Below are 18,322 nucleotides of genomic sequence, written 5' to 3' on the forward strand. Positions count from 1 at the left end.
ACCTTAGAGATCGAAAGTAAAAGTAACTGACCGGCTAATCAAGGAGCCGGTCAGTTATTCAAGGGGCAGATTAAGCGGCGTTTAAGATAGTGTTAAGATCTTCTTCGGCAGTTGTCGTGGTACGCAGACCAAATTTATCCTCTAAGATCTTGACTAGGTTAGCACTCAAGAAAGCAGGTGGAGTCGGGCCGGTACGGATATTCTTAACGCCTAATGACAACAAGGTCAGCAAGACGACAATCGCTTTTTGCTCGAACCATGAGAGTACTATGCTCAAAGGCAACTCATTGAGTTCGCAGTCGAATGCCTCAGATAGCGCGAGCGCGAGTTGGATGGCAGAGTAAGCATCGTTACACTGACCGATATCGAGCAGACGCGGGATACCATTGATGTCACCAAACTCGAGTTTGTTGAACTTATACTTGCCACAACCTAAGGTCATGATGATCGAATCTTTGGGAGCCTGAGTCGCTAAATCGGTGAAATAGCTACGCTCATTCTTATCGCCGTCACAGCCACCGATAAGGAAGAAATGCTTAATCGAGCCATTCTTCACATTCTCGACTACGGCTGGAGCCGCCGCCATCAATGCATTACGGGCGAAGCCTATGGTGATCATATGAGGAATTTCGTCATAGGCGAATCCTTCCAGCTTCAAGGCTTTGTCGATAACTAGGCTAAAATCTTCACCGCTAAGATGAGTAACACCTGGCCACCCCACGATACTGCGGGTGAAGATTCGATCCGAATAGTCACCAACATTGGGATCGATAATACAGTTAGAGGTCATCACCACGGCGCCGGGGAAGTTGGCGAATTCTTTCTGTTGATTCTGCCAGGCGCTGCCGTAGTTCCCTACTAGATGCGGGTATTTCTTAAATTCTGGGTAAGCCAGAGCCGGTAACATCTCACCATGGGTAAAGACGTTGATGCCCTTGCCCTCAGTCTGCTGCAGGATAAGCTCAAGATCGACCATATCATGGCCCGAGACTAAGATAGCCTTACCTTTCACCGCAACCGTATTGACTTGAGTCGGCTCAGGATGACCGAAGGCCATTGTTTCGCCTTTATCCAACATCTCCATGATGCGATAGTTTAACTTGCCTATCTCCATCGCCGTACCGAATAGCTTATCGCCATCTACCGAGTCTTCACCCAAGAAAGCCATGATCTCATGGAACTCAGCGGCGACTTCATCATTGGTCTGGCTGAGCACGCGTGCATGCTCCATATAAGCGGCCGCACCTTTGAGCCCGTATAAGCATAATAGACGCAGCCCAAGAATATCTTCGTGCACATCACCACGATTTGGCAGTGCAACCACGGCCTGAGCCAACATTTCCGGCTTAGATGCACCTAGGACTAGCTGAGCTGGCGCACTCAATTCCACAGGAGTCTGCCCCGCGGCCGCACATGCTGCTTCATAGGCCGTCTTTAAACGTGTACGCAATTCATTCGCATGCTCAACATAGCCGACAATTCGATCATCATCGAAGTTGACATTGGTCAGGGTGGCGAAGAAAGCTTTAGGCACGAAGGTATCGACTTCGCTGTCTATGATATCGAATTCACGAGCTTTAACCGCGTAGGCCGAGACCCCCTGAAGTAGATAAATGAGTAGATCTTGCAGATCCGAAGTCTCGGCAAGCTTGCCACACATGCCCTGGGCATAACTACAGCCATTTCCGACTGGCGTTCTCATTGTTTGTTCACACTGAATACAAAACATTACTGTTGCTCCTTAATCATGCTTTTTATTTACATGTTTAAGGCGAGTCTAAAGCCATAGTCTTGATAGAGGTAGGGGTTTCTATTTTAATAAAGATAATGATGCGCTAGATCAATTTAGCTTCTCTTCTATATAGAGAGGAGCTCTTCTAGAAATATAACTGCAGTAGAAGAAAACAAAAAAGGAGCCTAAGCTCCCATTTTATATCGATACAAATGATGTTAATTAATCGGTCTTCATATCATTGACGCTCTGTAGCATGACACGACTCTCGCGTTGGAACTGAGGTGCGAAATCACCAAACCACTGGGCAACGTCCTTGAACTGAGCGATAAACGCATCCCTATCGCCAGCCTGTAGAAGTGACAAGGCTTGAGAATAGTTATTCAGGTAGTCCCCTATGGCCTGCATGCTCTCTTTCTGCGCGAAGATAATATCGGCGTACAGCTCCGGACTCTGAGCAAATAAACGCCCCACCATGGCCAGCTCCAATCGGTAAATTGGCGAGCTAAACTGTAACAAGGTGTCAATATCGGCTTCTTCCTTGTAGAGGTTTAATCCATACACGAAGGATGAAAAATGGCGCATGGCCTGAACCAGCTGCATGGCTTTATCATGCCTTTCAGGCTCTGCTTCGACGAGACGAGCCCCCCAGATCTGGATCTGTTCCAGCAGCCATTGATACTTATCACTATCTCGACCATGACAGACCACAACCACCTGCTTAGCTAAACTGCCAACATCTGGGCCAAACATGGGATGAAGTCCCACCACAGGACCGCTATGAGCCGCAAGCATGGCCTTAACGGGCTCAGTCTTAACAGAGGTCAAATCGGCTAAGATACAGTCGCTTGGCAAGGAAGACAGCTTATCTCTAATCAGTTCACAGGTAATAGAGATAGGCACAGTGACTATGACCAGGCCTGCGCCTTCGAACGTCTGCGCCGCGCTGGCCCAGTCATCTTTATCCAATACTTTAACCTGGTAACCTGACAAAGTGAGCATCTGCAAGAATAAGCCGCCTAGCTTACCCTCGCCGCCCACGATCACGACATCACCGAGGTTTTTATTTATTTGCTTAAAGCCAACATCTTTCTCGTTGAGATAAGATTCACGCATCAGGCGACGCAGGATGTCTTCAATCAACTGAGGAGAGACGTTCATCTTCTGGGCTTCGTCACGGCGTTTGGCCAACATAGCGGCCTCTCGCTGAGGAGCATAGATAGGAAGTCCTGCGCCATGTTTAACCGCGCCGACCTGAGCCACAAGGTCGAGACGCTTTCTTAAAAGGTGGATCAATTGCTGGTCCACGCCATCGATCAGACCTCTGAGATTCTCAAGATCCGATGTTGTTTTTTCATTCATCTATATTCTGTCCATCAAGAAAACGTAAAATCGATTGCTCAACGATTAACTGTCAAACTAGCTAACCGCTAAATTCAGGCATTGACGACTTTAAGCATATCAAATCGAGACGGTAGTACGTGAGCTAATAATGCCGAACCCTCACGTAAAATCTGCTCTGTGGTTGCCCAATCCATACAGGCATCCGTGACAGAAACCCCATAAGCCAATTCACTCATGGGCTTATCGCTGCTTTGGCGCCCTTCGTTGAGATGGCTCTCGAGCATAACACCTATGATAGATTTATTGCCCTGCAAAATCTGAGAAAACACATCTTCACAGACCCCTTGCTGTTTTCTATGATCTTTCAAGGAGTTGCCGTGGCTACAATCGACAATCAGGCGAGCATTAAGCTTAGCTGCATGTAACTGACGCTCACATTCGGCAACGCTCTGGGCATCATAATTAGGTGCCTTACCACCACGTAAGATCACGTGACCATCCGGGTTACCCGCCGTTTGCAGTAACGCCACCTGCCCCTTTTGGTTAATTCCCATAAATCGGTGGCCGCTCGCCGCAGATTCAAGTGCGTTGATGGCAACCCCAAGCTTGCCATCGGTGCCATTCTTAAAGCCCACCGGCATAGACAAACCCGATGCCATCTCTCTATGAGTCTGGGATTCGGTCGTACGCGCACCTATGGCAGACCAGGTGACTAACTCAGACATGTATTGTGGGCTGATAGGGTCTAATGCCTCGGTTGCCACCGGAAGGCCGAGTTCAGCAAGCCAGATCATCAGCTCACGCGCCTGCCTAAGGCCCTTCTCCACATCGAATGATTCGTTCATATCTGGATCGTTGATCATGCCTTTCCAGCCCACTGTGGTTCTGGGCTTCTCGAAATAGACTCGCATCAGGATGTAGAATTCATCACTCAATTCATCATGTAGCTTCTTTAGCCTGAGGGCATACTCTTTGGCCGACTCGATATCATGAATAGAACAAGGTCCGGTCACGATCAACACGCGACTATCACGCTTATGCACGATATCGGCAACGGTCTTACGGGCATTAAGCACGTAATGATATGCAGCCTGAGACAGAGGAATTTCACGCTTCAACTCCTCTGGAGTCACCAATACTTTCTCTGAACTGATATGAACGTTGTTAATCGTATCTTGCTGCATACTACCCACCTAAGGTCTATCGTTATAAATCGATTAAGTTATTAATCGATCGTGTCTTCAATGCTATTTGTAAGGCATGATTGCGACATAAACCGTATCGCCGTACTGTTACACCATTACGCTTGTGGACTCACTATGCCTGTTGATTAAAATAAGATCAAGCAAGATCGGTAAACTAAATAAAAAATCATCGGATGGGGGAAAAGTTCCTAGGAAACTAGCAAGGAAGCTTGAAACTTTCTTGCCTACAGCGATTTGAACTCCCGCTGAATGATCAGATACTTACTCGCAATGGTATAAGAACAGGATCCCGGCCACAAGCATGCCGGAAAGACAGAGGCTCGATGAATGTGCGAAACTTTCTCAGCCTTGTCTCGAGACTTACCGCTTAAAACTTATAGCTCGAAAATTTTCTCTGCCCCTAGATCACAAAAACCCGCCATAAGGCGGGTTATTGTGCGAACACTGCATCTTTTCTTACTGCGTACTACTAAATTACTTAGTAGTTAGCTTCTCACGGATACGTGCAGACTTGCCTGAACGATCACGTAGGTAGTAAAGCTTAGCACGACGAACACGGCCGCGACGCTTAACTTCGATGCTAGAGATGATTGGGCTGTGAATCTGGAACGCACGCTCAACACCTTCACCATTAGAGATCTTACGTACTGTGAATGCAGAGTGAACGCCACGGTTACGCTTAGCGATTACAACGCCTTCGAACGCCTGTAGACGCTCTTTACCGCCTTCTACAACACGTACTTTAACAACTACTGTGTCACCTGCACCAAACTCTGGTACATCTTGCTTCATTTGCTCTTCGTTGAGCATTTTAATGATGTTATTCATGAAATAAACTCCATACTAGAAATAACTGATCGTAACTATCCGCTTGAGTTCGTTTATTCAACAAACTCATTTAACAGCTTCGTTTGCTCGTCAGTCAGAGCTAGATTTTCTAATAAATCTGGTCGTCGTAACAAAGTTCTTCCGAGACTTTGTTGCAGACGCCAGCGTCTAATATGTTCGTGGTTGCCACTTAACAAGACTGCCGGTACATCTAAACCATCCAAGCTTTCAGGGCGAGTATAGTGGGGACAATCCAATAATCCGTCAGAGAAGGAATCCTGCTCCGCCGAGGCCTTTTTTCCCAGAACACCAGGAACCAGCCGTGATACTGAATCAATCAAAGCCATCGCAGGAAGTTCACCGCCCGAAAGCACGTAATCTCCGATTGACCACTCTTCATCCACTTCAGTCTGAATAATGCGCTCATCAATACCTTCGTATCGACCACACACTAAAACCAAACTGTCTGATTTAGCTAACTCTTCGACGCCTTGCTGTGTCAGCTTGCGTCCCTGAGGAGAGAGATAAATCACCTTCACACTGTCACCAATAGCAGCTTTCGCTGCATGGATAGCGTCGCGCAATGGCTGCACCATCATCAACATGCCAGGGCCACCACCGTAAGGGCGGTCATCCACTGTATTATGTTTATCATGGGTGAAATCACGAGGATTCCACGTTTGCAACTCCAGCAGGCCATTCTTAACGGCCCGACCCGTTACTCCAAAGTCTGTTACGGCGCGAAACATCTCAGGAAACAGGGTTACTACCCCTAACCGCATATGTTCTACCTCGACTTAAAAGTCCGGATCCCAATCCACTATGATCTGTTTTTCCGTCAAGTTCACCTCTATGATGAACTGTTCGGTGACAAAGGGGATCATACGTTCCGCTTTGCCGAAGCCATCTTTCGCGTTGGCTTTAACTAAGAGCACGTCATTCGATCCTGTTTCCACGATCTCCTGCACCTTGCCCATGTTGTAACCTTTGGTATTAACCACTTCACAACCGATAAGATCTCGCCAGTAGAATTCATCTTCCGGTAAGGTCTCTATCTGCTGCGGGGTGACCGCAATCTCACAATTTGTGAGCATTTGCGCCTGGTCCCGAGTTTCTACCCCTTCAAGAGAAGCGACAACCGCTTTCCCCTGAAAGCGCCACTGCAGCACCTTAACCTCGCGCCATTCACCTTGCTCTTTAATCAACCAAGGAGAATAGTCAAAAATACCTTCAACAGAATCGGTATAGGTAGTGATCTTCAACCAACCCTTAATGCCATGACTGGATCCTAATTTCCCCAGTACGACAGGTTCTTGTTTACTACTCATCAATCTATACCTTAACGCTATTAAGCAGCAGCTTTACGTGCGTCTTTGATCAACTTAGCTACACGATCAGATGTAGTAGCACCAGTAGCAACCCAGTGATCAACGCGAGCTAGGTCTAAACGTAGAGTTTCTTCCTGGCCACGAGCCATTGGGTTGAAGAAACCAACACGTTCGATGAAACGACCGTCACGAGCCTTACGGCTATCAGCAACTACGATGTTGTAAAATGGACGCTTTTTTGCGCCGCCACGAGCTAAACGAATGGTAACCATGCGTCTTTTATCCTCTAATGATTTGCTTCTCAAGAAGCAAAAATAAAAACTGGAACTCCGTGTTCGCGAAGAGCCCAGATAGAAAGCCGCACGATTTTACCTTACTCGTCGGCGAATGCAACCCAATATAGCAATTCTGATTAAATTCCACTCTCATTAATCAAAATGCCTATTAATGATTTTTACATCTAACGCTTACTTAGAAGTCGATGTAAATAAAAAACCCACAGGCAAGAATACTCGTATCTGTGGGTTATTAAACTGATTAAACAGGGACTTAACGACCCGGCATCTTCATGCCTGGTGGTAACATGCCACTCATGCCGCGCATCATCTTCTTCATGCCGCCTTTAGCTGACATCTTCTTCATCATCTTCTGCATCTGAGTGAACTGCTTAAGCAAACGGTTCACATCTTGGATCTGAGTACCCGAACCTAAGGCGATTCTGCGCTTACGTGACCCTTTAATGATATCGGGACGCTTACGTTCACCCGCTGTCATAGAGTTGATGATGGCTTCCATCTGATTAGTCATCTTACCGCTCTGCACCTGAGCCAGCGCTTCAGGCGGAAGTTGGCCGACGCCAGGCAGTTTTTCAATCATGCCCATCATGCCGCCCATGTTCTTCATCTGCTGCAACTGCTCACGGAAATCTTCGAGATCGAAACTACCGCCCTTCTTCACTTTAGCAGCAAGCTTCATCGCCTTGTCTTTATCGACGCCGCGCTCCACTTCTTCGATAAGTGACAGCACATCACCCATGCCTAAGATACGTGAAGCGACACGATCCGGATGGAATGCCTCTAAGGCATCGGTTTTCTCGCCGACACCTAAGAATTTAATTGGCTTGCCGGTAATATGGCGAATAGACAGAGCCGCACCGCCGCGGGCATCACCGTCGACTTTAGTCAGTATTACGCCGGTTAAGGGTAACGCTTCATTGAAAGCCTTAGCCGTGTTAGCCGCATCTTGACCCGTCATGGCATCGACAACAAACAGAGTCTCGACAGGATTAACCGCTGCATGCAACGCCTTAATCTCATCCATCATGCTCTCATCGACATGCAGACGACCCGCGGTATCGATAATCACCACATCGATGAACTTAAGCTTGGCATGTGCCAGCGCCGCGTTAACAATATCGATAGGCTTCTGGCTGACATCCGATGGGAAGAATTGCACATCGACTTCGATAGCCAAGGTTTCCAGCTGTTTAATCGCCGCAGGACGGTATACGTCGGCGCTCACAACCAATACAGATTTCTTCTCACGCTCGCGGAGGAACTTACCCAGCTTTGCAACACTGGTGGTCTTACCCGCACCTTGAAGACCCGCCATCATGATCACTGCCGGCGGCTGCGCCGAGAGGTCCAGACCTTCGTTGGCCTCGCCCATGGCGTTTTCAAGTTCACTCTGGACTATCTTGATGAATGCTTGACCCGGACTCAAACTCTTAGAGACCTCCTGACCAACGGCGCGCTCTTTAACGCTGTTGACGAAGGTTCGTACAACAGGCAAGGCAACATCGGCCTCAAGCAGCGCCATACGCACTTCTCTTAGGGTGTCCTTAACATTATCTTCTGTTAAGCGACCACGACCGCTAATATTTTTTAGCGTGCGTGACAATCTATCCGTTAGGTTCTCAAACATTATCGCGTTCTTACCATTTAGAATTCATATTAATAGACAGTATTATAGCGATGCCCAGATAATATGCTACTGCTAAGGTGCAAGTTAACCCGTCCCCCTAGGCCACAAATTCCACACCAAAGTATAAAAAATTGCTCTAACGATCACAAAGCACTAACTTTTGTCACGCAGCGACTGCACAAGTCACCTTAGCTCGTGTTACTCTAGGAGTAAGATTAAGAAGAAGGCGTTGCTTGCTCCTCACCCTTGGCATTTGTGGTGAGTTAAGCTGTCCATAGCAAACAAAACGATAGGTCAATATTAAATGGTTTTATTTTCCGCTTCAGCCATGTTTTTTTATTCCATAGCCTTAGTGTTGGTGGCCGGCCGCCTATTTCATGCCCAAGGACCTAATCGCCGTCTGGTCGCAGGCTTTGCCGCGATAGGAGTGGTGCTTCATGCCGCGGCATTATCTCAGGCTATCCTGACAAGCGACGGACAAAATTTCAGCCTGACCAATGTCATCTCTATGGTGAATTGGATCATTGCCTTCAGCTTCACCGTCTTATTATTCAGACTCAAGATGATTGTGGTCGTGCCCGTCGTGTATGCCTGCTCCGTCATTTCGGTGGCACTACTCTGGCTAGTACCACCGCAATACATCACTCACTTTGAGATCCATCCCGACATATTGGTGCATGTGGTCCTGTCATTAATGGCCTATAGCGCCCTGATGATCGCCGCACTTTACGCCATACAGCTGGCGATAATTCAACATAGATTGAAGAGTAAGAAGCTGATGCTGAGCCCGTCAATGCCACCTCTGATGACAGTTGAAAAACAACTTTATCATCTGGTGATTGTTGGCGTTATCTTATTGAGTCTCTCCCTCGCCACCGGTTTTATCTTCCTCGATGACATGTTCGAAGATGGCAAGGGCCACAAGGCTGTACTGTCTATCTTGGCCTGGTTTACTTATATCGCCATGCTAGCTCAGCAATATTGGGTAGGCTGTAGAATAAGAACCGCGGTGGTTTATACCCTCACGGGAGCCACCATGCTATCCTTGGCCTACTTTGGCGCCAGAATAGTAAAAGAGCTAATATTATCTTAATACTTTCAACGACTAACTCTCTATATGCGCTGCGTTTCCCCCTGCGCATATAGACGGGCTAACTTGACACCAAACTCAAACCAATGTAATTACTATTCTTTGAATAAATTCTAAATACAGACATAGCCGAAATTCAGATAAGCTAACAGATATAGCGATAACTGAATTGCGGATGTCGTGGTCAATTTCAGCTATCTTAGCCAACTAATGGAGCTCCTTCTTGGACGCCATCTCAACCAGCGCACTGCTCATCATCCTTGTCGTATTACTCATCATCTCAGCCTATTTTTCGGGCTCAGAAACCGCCATGATGACACTGAACCGCTATCGGCTTAAGCACCTAGCCTCCAGCGGTCATAAGGGGGCAAAACGCGCGATGACATTACTCGACCGGCCAGACAGACTCATAGGCCTGATCCTCATTGGCAATAACCTGGTCAACATCCTCGCCTCAGCTATCGCGACTATTATAGGTATGCGCTTGTTTGGCGATATGGGCTTGGCCATCTCGACCGGCGTACTCACCTTAGTGGTGCTGGTCTTCGCCGAGGTGACGCCGAAAACCATAGCGGCGCTGCACCCAGAGCGCGTCGCCTTCCCATCTAGCCTACTGCTTAAATGGTTGCTAGTTATCCTCTTACCCCTGGTCAAAGCAGTCAACTTGTTCACCTCAGGATTTCTGCATTTGCTGGGAATACGTTCCGTTAAAACCTCAGATGCCCTAAGCAAAGAGGAACTCAGAACCGTGGTTCACGAGGCGGGCGCACTCATTCCCAGGCGTCATCAGGAGATGTTGCTGTCGATAATGGACCTTGAAAAAGTGACCGTAGAAGACATCATGATCCCCCGCTCTGAGCTGTTCGCCATCAATATCAATGATGATTTCAAGAGCATCACCAAGCAGATGATCCAGAGCCCTCACACGCGGGTTCTGCTATTCAGAGACAATATCGACGATGCCGTCGGCTTCGTGCATCTGCGCGATGCACTGCGTCTGCAGTCTAAGAATCAGTTCAGCAAGTCGTCCTTGCTTAGAGCGGTCAAAGAGCTCTACTTCATCCCAGAAGGGACGCCGCTCAATGTGCAACTGGGCAACTTCCAGCAGAACAAGGAACGTATCGGCTTAGTCGTAGATGAATACGGTGATATTCAGGGGTTAGTCACCCTCGAAGACATACTTGAAGAGATAGTGGGCGATTTTACCACCTCATCGGAACCCACCCCGAGTGAAGAGATAAGCCAGCAACAAGATGGTAGCTTCGTTATCGAAGCCTGCATCAATATTCGGGAACTCAATAAAGAGATGAAATGGGACTTCCCCACCAACGGACCTAAGACCCTCAACGGTCTGATCATCGAGTATCTGGAAGATATTCCCACCCCCAATACCAGCATGCGTATTTCAGGCTACCCCATCGAAGTCATCGACGTGGCCGAAAATATGATTAAAACTGTACGCATCATACCCCATCATTACGAACTTCCAAAGAAGGCATAAAGGACTGTAGTGACTGTACTGGTGTAAAGAGTGCCGATGCAAAAGCACTGGTATTATAAAAAGTACTCACAGAAAAGGCGCATAATGCGCCTTTTTCATTAATAGCATTCCATGTAAGTATCTGGTCAGTTCAGATACTTACTCGCAATGGTATAACAGATACATCCGAGTTAGTCTAAAGTCTCGACTTCCGGCGCAGAGCCTCCAGCGCGCGGCGCTTTTCTACCGCCATGGGGGTTACCCGCTTATCTAACGCTTTCTCCAGCCCTAACATAAAATACAATTCTGCCATCAGGAAAAATGGCCCTATCAAGAGCTGGTTAAGATCATCGACAAACGCAGGCTTGGCCTTTTCATATTTATGGCCAATAAGCTGGAACACCCAGCCCACGGCAAACACGGCTATAGCTATCCACACTGCGCCTTGCACCTCGGTAACCAGATGGGAGGTATAGAGTACAGGCAGAATGAACAAGGTTAAGCCAATCGCCAGGCGGGCATGTAGTTTGAAATAATAGCTAAGCACACCAATAGCAAAAGCCGACGCCATATTGATGCTAATAGCGGGATCATCCCAGGCGAAAAAATTAACCGGGATAAGGTTTAGCAGTAAAAATATAGACCAGATGATCAAGGGCACCCCAACGAAGTGAGTCCTGATATTCTTCGGATTCAGGTGCACACTCTTATAAGTCGATAACTGCTCTTCGGCGGATTTCATCTGCTCTTCTCCCAAGATAATCATATTTAATTATAGTGATTAAACTTTTCGCTTTTATTTAGATCGCCACTAGCTTGTAGTGTATGCAGCGACTAAGTGTGACGTTCGTCTCATTTAACACGATCCTAACCTAATGGATTTCGCCCTGTTTTAATAGCGTAAAAGGTCAAAAACTTGCTGACTTAACGGATAACAAGTTTCTGAAATATCCTTTGAATAGGGTTCATTGGGCTTAATTGTTATTTGATTAGTTTGCTAAGTACCAATATTGCATTGTTATCTACCGCCTGTCCGGCGAGGAATGTGCGCTCTTTATTTTGACAAGGCTCTAATTCGCTACGACCCCTTTATCTGACATTGACCGCCATCACCGCCAGCAGTGTCAATATTTATGAACATCTGTGCGGCAATTGTTTTAGGTCTCAGCTATCAGTTTTCGGCCTGATCGATATTGCATTTCATCCGGCCTTGCTAGTATTTCGGTAGCTAACAATTAAAAAATACCCAGGGAAATATCAATGGCACCAATAGTATGTACTAGTGCGCTCGAAGCTGTCTCTCTGATCCAGAGTGGTGAAACCCTCTGGACCCATTCCATGGGAGCCACCCCCAGGCTGCTACTGGATGCCTTGGCGGAGCATGCCTTGAGCCGACAAGATCTAACTCTGCTGCAACTCCACACCGAGGGCGCCGAGTCACTGAGTAATGACAATCTCAAGGGGCACCTGCGCCATCGCTGCTTCTTCGGCGGCTTGCCGACACGGCGACTGCTGCAACAGGGAGACGCAGATTATGTGCCTATCTTCCTCTCCGAAGTGCCGAAATTGTTCCGCTCGGGGGAGCAGAAGATCGATACCGCAATCATTCAGGTCTCACCGCCGGACAAGCATGGCATCTGCTCGCTGGGGATCTCGGTGGAAGCCACGCTGGCGGCCTGTCAGGTGGCGGGCAAGATCATCGCCCATATCAACCCGCAGATGCCCCGCACCCACGGAGACGGTTTCATTCACTACAGTAAATTTGCCGCTGTCTATGAGGAGAGTTCAGCACTGCCACAACATCCGTTAGCCGCCAGCGATGCAGTCAGCTTGGCGATAGGCAATAACGTGGCCGAGCTGGTCAGAGACGGTGATTGTCTGCAGATGGGCATAGGCGCCATTCCCGATGCTGTACTCAGCTGTTTAGGGGGCCATAAAGACCTAGGGATCCATACCGAACTCTTCTCCGACGGGGTGCTCAATCTGGTTGAGCTTGGGGCTGTCAACAACAGCAAGAAGAAGGTCTATCCAGGTAAGACAGTGACAGGCTTTGCCCTGGGCAGTCAACGCCTGTATGACTATGTCGATGATAACCCCTCGGTAATATTCATGGATATCGAGCAGGTTAATGACACCGCCATCATTCGCAAAAACCCCAATGTCATGGCGATCAACTCGGCGCTGCAAATCGATATATCGGGCCAGATTTGTGCCGATTCCCTGGGCACTAAGATCTACTCTGGCGTAGGTGGCCAGATGGACTTTATTCGTGGTGCCGGCCTGTCCGAAGGTGGCCGCTCTGTGATTGCCCTGCCGAGCACCGCATCAGGGGGCAAGGTGTCGAGGATTGCCACCGTACTCTCACCCGGCGCTGGGGTGGTAACCACCCGAGCCCATGTCCACTATATCGTCACCGAATACGGCTGCGTAAACCTGCGGGGGCGCTCACTCATAGAGCGAGCCAGGGCACTTATCGATATTGCCCATCCTGACTTCAGGGAGCAGCTGTGTAGAGAGACCTTCGACATGTGGGGACTCAGTGTCTAGTGGCCATCTATACATATGAAGAAAAAATAAAATAAAAACTTTACTATCAATAGCTTGATATTAATAGAGTATATTATTAGTTAACTATAACTAGGTTTATTTCTCTGCTAGTAATATAAAGGAAATCATCAGTAACAATTCGTTGGTGAAATAGGCTAGGCTGCCTTTACAACTGGTTTTTGCCAGAACAGGGCATCGCTATTTTTTATGTTTAATTGATAGAGTTCGAAGCCATATTTTCTGTAGGCATTCTGTGCAGTTTTATTGCCTTCTTGGACTTTTAAGCTGACTTTTCAAACTCATAAACTGTCACACCTATTGGCGACAGTACCCTCACCGGCCTGCAGTTTTAGCCAGTTGAGGAAGGCCTGGACTCTCGGGTTTGGCTCTGCATCGGCGCTATAAACCGCATGATACTGGTAGCTGGCGGGAGTACTTAATGAGGTGAAAGGCGCGATTAGTTCACCGCTTCGTAGGCGTTTATCCACCAAGCGCTTACGGCCTATGGCGAGTCCCGCATTGTTCATGGCGGCAATAACGGCCAAATCAGAACGATCGAAGCTTAAGCTGCGACTATTGTCTATGCCCGTAATTTGATGATGCTTCGCCCACTCTAACCACTCGGCATTATAGGCCGCCTGTGGCCAAGCTTTGCAATCATGCAGCAAGGTGCATTGACTCAAGTTGTGTGGTTTACCGATAAGATCGAACCGCTCGGCATAACTTGGGCTACATACTGGCGTCACTGCTTCAGACATCAGCTCTATGCTGGCTAGGCCAGGAAAGGGCCCACTGGCATAATAGAGGGCCACATCGATAAATTGGGTGCGAAAGTTAACATCTTGGTTCCCCGTAAGAATATCGAGCTGAATAGCGGGATAAGCTTGATGAAAATCATGAATACGCGGCACCAGCCAACACTGAGTGATAGAAGGGCGAGCATAGATAGTGAGCCTGCCCGATAATTCGTTGGTTCGAATCTCATTAAGCTCTTCATCTAACTGGGAGAATAATAAGGTACAACTGCGAAATAGCCGCGCTCCTTCTTCGGTCAATTTAAGTTGCTTATGTAAACGATGAAACAGCTTAAAGCCAAGCTCTTGCTCAAGCTTGCCAATTCTATGGCTGACCGCACTGGGTGTCAGACACAGAACCTCAGCAGTCTGGGTAAAAGACAGGTGCTGCGCCGCATTAACGAAGGTATTGAGGTTCGCCAATTGACTCGCGCCCAGTTGTGCATGCCTGCCTTGATACATAAGCTCTTGTTCCCCTCAAATTAATCGATACGCATCACGGTACGAGTATTACTTCTGCCTTAATAATTCCTCAGCACGTTCGAGATACTTATTCATCTCATCCGTTGGCACCATGCCGCCGCCAGTCGCCCACACCAAGTGAGTCGCATTGGCCAATTTACCTTTAAAGCCCATTCTATCGAGGTAAGCATCATTGGCAAGCACATGGACGATACCGGGTACGCCAGCAAGGGCTGATGGCTCAAGCTTAAATTGCTCAGTTTTGTACATCATCCCCAATAATGTATACATCTCATCGTCTTTGATGGTGATATAACCATCAAGCATTCGCTCCATCGCCCTACCGACAAATCCTGATGCACGTCCCACAGCCAAACCGTCAGCAGCGGTAATGTTATCTATGCCTAAGTCTTGCACCGAAATATTATCATGTAAGCCGGTGTGCACGCCTAGCAACATGCAGGGAGACTGAGTCGGCTCGGCGAAGATACAATGAACATTGTCGCCAAAAGTCTGCTTAAGGCCAAATGCCACGCCGCCAGGGCCGCCGCCAACACCACATGGAAGATACACAAATAGCGGATGCTCAGCATCAACCAATATCCCCTGATCGATAAACTGTTGTTGCAGGCGCTCACCGGCAACGGCGTAACCTAAGAACAAGGACGTAGAGTTTTCATCATCGACAAAGTGGCAGAAAGGGTCTTTGAGTGCTTCTTCACGACCACGTTCAACGGCAATGCTATAGTCAAATTCATACTCGACCACATTAACCCCATGACTACGCAATTTATCCTTTTTCCACTGTCGAGCGTCAGATGACATATGCACGCTCACCTTAAAGCCTAGCGTTGCACTCATGATACCGATAGATAGACCTAAGTTGCCTGTAGAGCCCACGGCTATTTTATATTTGCCGAAGAAGGCTCTAAATTCATCTGAGTCTACCTTGCTGTAATCATCATCAAGACTGAGTAGGCCAGCTTCTAGTGCCAATTTCTCGGCGTGTTCTAGTACTTCATGAATGCCACCTCTAGCCTTAATTGAACCAGAAATAGGCAGTAACGCATCAAGCTTGATCATCATTTTACCCGGCAGCTCACACTCATAGCGCTCAGCCAACGCAGCTTGCATGGCAGGAATGGCCTGTAATGGTGACTCGATTATGCCATTCGTCCCGCGAGTATCTGCAAAAGTACGACAAAAGAAAGGCGCGAATCGTTGTAAACGTTCGCTGGCATCTTGCACATCTTTATCGGTCAAGCCTACATAAGGCAGCGCCGTGGCGTGATCGGTAATATTTGGGTTAAACCAGCTCAGAGGCTCAAGGTTAATCAGCTTCTGCAGTAATGGAAACTCGTTGAGCAATTGTTCAATTTGTTGTTTATTCATAATCGGCTCTTCTATACAAGTTGAGATAATAAGATCCCGCCAAGGGAGACAAGTGATGCCAATACGGTAGCGGCGGTGAAATACTTGAAGGTGTGTTGAATTGTATTAATTTAAAATGATTCAAGCTCACGGTGATAGCCTACGCTCCTTTGTGGATGGCAAGTATGGGGCAGCCTAAAAAAATAGACAAAGTATGAATATTTTTGCATTGGTTGAACCTGATTCACCCTAAACCTCGGCAACAAATAGACAGTAAAGCACTAACAGAGCACTAAAAATTGGCTAAAAAAGGACTAGAAAAGAACGGAGATTGTTAATGGCTGAATTTAGAGGGCGAAACATGGTTAAGCATCCCAGAAAATACGCTTGGTCACGACAAGTTTAGAGCCAGCATCCAAGCACATTTAACTGTAAGATTTGGCCTCCTAGCCTAAAACATCCAACCAATAGACAATGCGATATTAGGTTGAGCACGGTAAAACCTGCCGTACCTTGTAGGAGCGACTTTAGCCGCGAAAAACACAACATACACAGGGGCCATCGCTGATTAAATATGCTTCAAAATACGGTTCTAAATATCAGTAAGATGTAATCGAAGAAGGAAGATAACTCAGTGTAGATACGGCTGCGAGCTTCCAAAACAGGGACGTTTTGGCAGAGCCCACATGGAAGTGTTCACGGCGTCTCGCAGAAGTAGCTGCACATTAAGCGAGCCGCAGGCTATAGGTAAAATGACACTATAACCTTCAACTATCTGTCCAATACCAATGAAGTAAAAGAGAAAATGCAATCCACCTTCATTCGAAGGTAACTAAGTTTTCGGTGACTCGCAGAACCTTCTCAAAATATAGAGTGCACATCCCCCGCCGGAGGCGATAGGTTACAATGAAGGTACGACCTTCAAAATATTACCAAGTACCAACTTAAAGGGATAACCAAGTCTTATCCTTAAGACTCCAGAATTACTGTTGCAGTAGCGTAGTGCTGCTCATCGGCTATAGATATGTGCCCTCTCACACCACCAAGCAGCGCGAGTCTTTCAGCCGCGCCGCCACTGAAACTCACCAAGGGTGCGCCATTGGCGTCATTGCTTATCTCGATATGCTGAAACGAGACGCCGCGGCCAATACCAGTGCCTAAGGCTTTGGCGGCAGCTTCTTTGGCGGCGAAACGCTTCGCCAGATAACGTCCGGGTTTCGATGAAGCGATAAAAATCGCCATCTCCAATTCGGTAAGTACACGCTTGGCTAAACGGCACTGAGCCAGGCCGTCAAGATCTCCTGCGGCTGGCACTTTTTGCTCGATACGTTCAATCTCGGCGATATCGGTACCTAGACCAACAATCATATATATCCTTAAAATCTGATAAGTATCGAGTTCCTAGGTACTAGGATTTTGAGCCTAGGATCTAGGAACTCGCACCTGGAAACTTACTGTATTTATTCGCCTCTGCGACCTTCGTTCATCAGTTGCTTCATGTCTCTGACCGCTTTATCTAAGCCATCGATGACGGCGCGGGCTATGATGGCGTGACCTATGTTCAGCTCATACAGCTCTGGGATGGCGGCGATTGGCTTAACGTTGTGATAGTGAAGTCCATGGCCTGCATTGACGATTAAGCCCTTAGAATGAGCGTAAGTAGCCATTTCCTTGATGCGTGCAAGCTCCTTGGCTTCTTCCACTTCGTCTGCGGCATCGGCGTAGCAACCTGTGTGGATCTCAATCAGAGGTGCCTTCACGGCAACGGCGGCATCGATCTGAGCCTTATCGGCATCGATAAATAGCGAGACCTTAACCCCTACATCATCCAGACGTTGTATTGCAGCGGCTATCTTGCCCATCTGGCCCGCGACATCTAAGCCGCCTTCCGTGGTGAGTTCTTCACGTTTCTCGGGCACCAGACACACGTATGTCGGTTTAACTTCACAGGCGATATCGAGCATCTCATCGGTGACCGCCATCTCGAAATTCATCCGAGTCTTAAGCGTTTTCGCCAACAGATAGATGTCTCTGTCTATGATATGACGTCTGTCTTCTCGCAAGTGCACTGTGATGCCTTCGGCGCCAGCATGCTCTGCGACTGCGGCGGCATGAACGGGATCGGGATACGAGGTCCCACGGGCCTGACGTAGAGTGGCAATGTGATCGATATTAACGCCAAGTAAGATGCGGCTCATTGAGTATCCTCAGAAAAATA

The 18,322-nt window shown here is 47.8% G+C and carries 16 protein-coding genes; 3 read left to right on the forward strand and 13 right to left on the reverse strand.

Translation table 11 applies throughout. The annotated features are described in order from the left end of the window. Positions 1 to 70 precede the first annotated feature (70 nt). From hcp to ffh, 8 genes are all read right to left on the reverse strand, one after another. Positions 71 to 1,729: a hydroxylamine reductase gene (gene hcp / locus HRU42_RS07615; protein WP_295029987.1), complete on the reverse strand. Its 1,659-nt coding sequence runs from the start codon at positions 1,727 to 1,729 to the stop codon at positions 71 to 73. Between the two features lie 225 nt (positions 1,730 to 1,954). Then, positions 1,955 to 3,094 (reverse strand): bifunctional chorismate mutase/prephenate dehydrogenase, encoded by a 1,140-nt coding sequence (gene tyrA / locus HRU42_RS07620; RefSeq protein ID WP_295029988.1) that lies wholly within the window; start codon positions 3,092 to 3,094, stop codon positions 1,955 to 1,957. 74 nt (positions 3,095 to 3,168) lie between these two features. After that, positions 3,169 to 4,260, reverse strand: coding sequence for a 3-deoxy-7-phosphoheptulonate synthase (locus tag HRU42_RS07625; RefSeq protein WP_295029989.1), 1,092 nt, complete (start codon positions 4,258 to 4,260; stop codon positions 3,169 to 3,171). 495 nt (positions 4,261 to 4,755) lie between these two features. Continuing rightward, positions 4,756 to 5,109, reverse strand: coding sequence for a 50S ribosomal protein L19 (gene rplS, locus HRU42_RS07630; RefSeq protein WP_013050241.1), 354 nt, complete (start codon positions 5,107 to 5,109; stop codon positions 4,756 to 4,758). A 53-nt stretch (positions 5,110 to 5,162) separates the two neighbouring features. Continuing rightward, positions 5,163 to 5,891, reverse strand: a complete 729-nt coding sequence (trmD, locus tag HRU42_RS07635) for a tRNA (guanosine(37)-N1)-methyltransferase TrmD (RefSeq protein WP_295029992.1) — start codon at positions 5,889 to 5,891, stop codon at positions 5,163 to 5,165. Between the two features lie 15 nt (positions 5,892 to 5,906). Continuing rightward, a complete protein-coding gene (rimM, locus tag HRU42_RS07640) occupies positions 5,907 to 6,437 on the reverse strand; it encodes a ribosome maturation factor RimM (RefSeq protein ID WP_295029994.1) in 531 nt (176 codons plus the stop codon). 20 nt (positions 6,438 to 6,457) lie between these two features. Then, a complete protein-coding gene (gene rpsP / locus HRU42_RS07645) occupies positions 6,458 to 6,709 on the reverse strand; it encodes a 30S ribosomal protein S16 (protein ID WP_295029996.1) in 252 nt (83 codons plus the stop codon). A gap of 277 nt (positions 6,710 to 6,986) precedes the next feature. Then, positions 6,987 to 8,360 carry a signal recognition particle protein gene (gene ffh, locus HRU42_RS07650; RefSeq protein ID WP_295029998.1) on the reverse strand — a complete coding sequence of 458 codons (1,374 nt, stop codon included), beginning with the start codon at positions 8,358 to 8,360 and terminating at the stop codon, positions 6,987 to 6,989. A gap of 304 nt (positions 8,361 to 8,664) precedes the next feature. Between ffh and HRU42_RS07655 the strand changes: the two genes are divergently transcribed. Both HRU42_RS07655 and HRU42_RS07660 read left to right on the forward strand, forming a co-directional pair. Further along, positions 8,665 to 9,453 (forward strand): inner membrane protein YpjD, encoded by a 789-nt coding sequence (locus HRU42_RS07655; protein ID WP_295030000.1) that lies wholly within the window; start codon positions 8,665 to 8,667, stop codon positions 9,451 to 9,453. 220 nt (positions 9,454 to 9,673) lie between these two features. Further along, a complete protein-coding gene (locus HRU42_RS07660) occupies positions 9,674 to 10,951 on the forward strand; it encodes a CNNM domain-containing protein (protein WP_295030001.1) in 1,278 nt (425 codons plus the stop codon). A 175-nt stretch (positions 10,952 to 11,126) separates the two neighbouring features. On the opposite strand, the gene HRU42_RS07665 is transcribed toward HRU42_RS07660, so the two are convergent. Further along, positions 11,127 to 11,672 (reverse strand): DUF962 domain-containing protein, encoded by a 546-nt coding sequence (locus HRU42_RS07665; protein ID WP_295030003.1) that lies wholly within the window; start codon positions 11,670 to 11,672, stop codon positions 11,127 to 11,129. A 518-nt stretch (positions 11,673 to 12,190) separates the two neighbouring features. Here HRU42_RS07665 and HRU42_RS07670 point away from each other — a divergent pair. Further along, positions 12,191 to 13,477 carry an acetyl-CoA hydrolase/transferase C-terminal domain-containing protein gene (locus tag HRU42_RS07670; protein WP_295030005.1) on the forward strand — a complete coding sequence of 429 codons (1,287 nt, stop codon included), beginning with the start codon at positions 12,191 to 12,193 and terminating at the stop codon, positions 13,475 to 13,477. A gap of 299 nt (positions 13,478 to 13,776) precedes the next feature. On the opposite strand, the gene dsdC is transcribed toward HRU42_RS07670, so the two are convergent. The 4 genes from dsdC to pdxJ form a co-directional block, all read right to left on the reverse strand. Further along, on the reverse strand, positions 13,777 to 14,733 hold the full coding sequence (dsdC, locus tag HRU42_RS07675; RefSeq protein ID WP_295030007.1) for a DNA-binding transcriptional regulator DsdC: 957 nt from the start codon (positions 14,731 to 14,733) through the stop codon (positions 13,777 to 13,779). Positions 14,734 to 14,781: 48 nt separating this feature from the next. After that, complete coding sequence (locus tag HRU42_RS07680; RefSeq protein ID WP_295030009.1) at positions 14,782 to 16,125, reverse strand: D-serine ammonia-lyase; 1,344 nt, start codon at positions 16,123 to 16,125, stop codon at positions 14,782 to 14,784. Between the two features lie 948 nt (positions 16,126 to 17,073). Then, positions 17,074 to 17,472 (reverse strand): holo-ACP synthase, encoded by a 399-nt coding sequence (gene acpS / locus HRU42_RS07685; protein WP_295030010.1) that lies wholly within the window; start codon positions 17,470 to 17,472, stop codon positions 17,074 to 17,076. A 92-nt stretch (positions 17,473 to 17,564) separates the two neighbouring features. Beyond that, the gene (gene pdxJ, locus HRU42_RS07690) at positions 17,565 to 18,302 is read right to left on the reverse strand and encodes a pyridoxine 5'-phosphate synthase (RefSeq protein ID WP_295030011.1); all 738 of its coding nucleotides are present in this window, start codon (positions 18,300 to 18,302) and stop codon (positions 17,565 to 17,567) included. Between the last annotated feature and the right edge of the window lie 20 nt (positions 18,303 to 18,322).

It is taken from the genome of Shewanella sp., assembly GCF_013214165.1.
Lineage (GTDB): Bacteria > Pseudomonadota > Gammaproteobacteria > Enterobacterales > Shewanellaceae > Shewanella.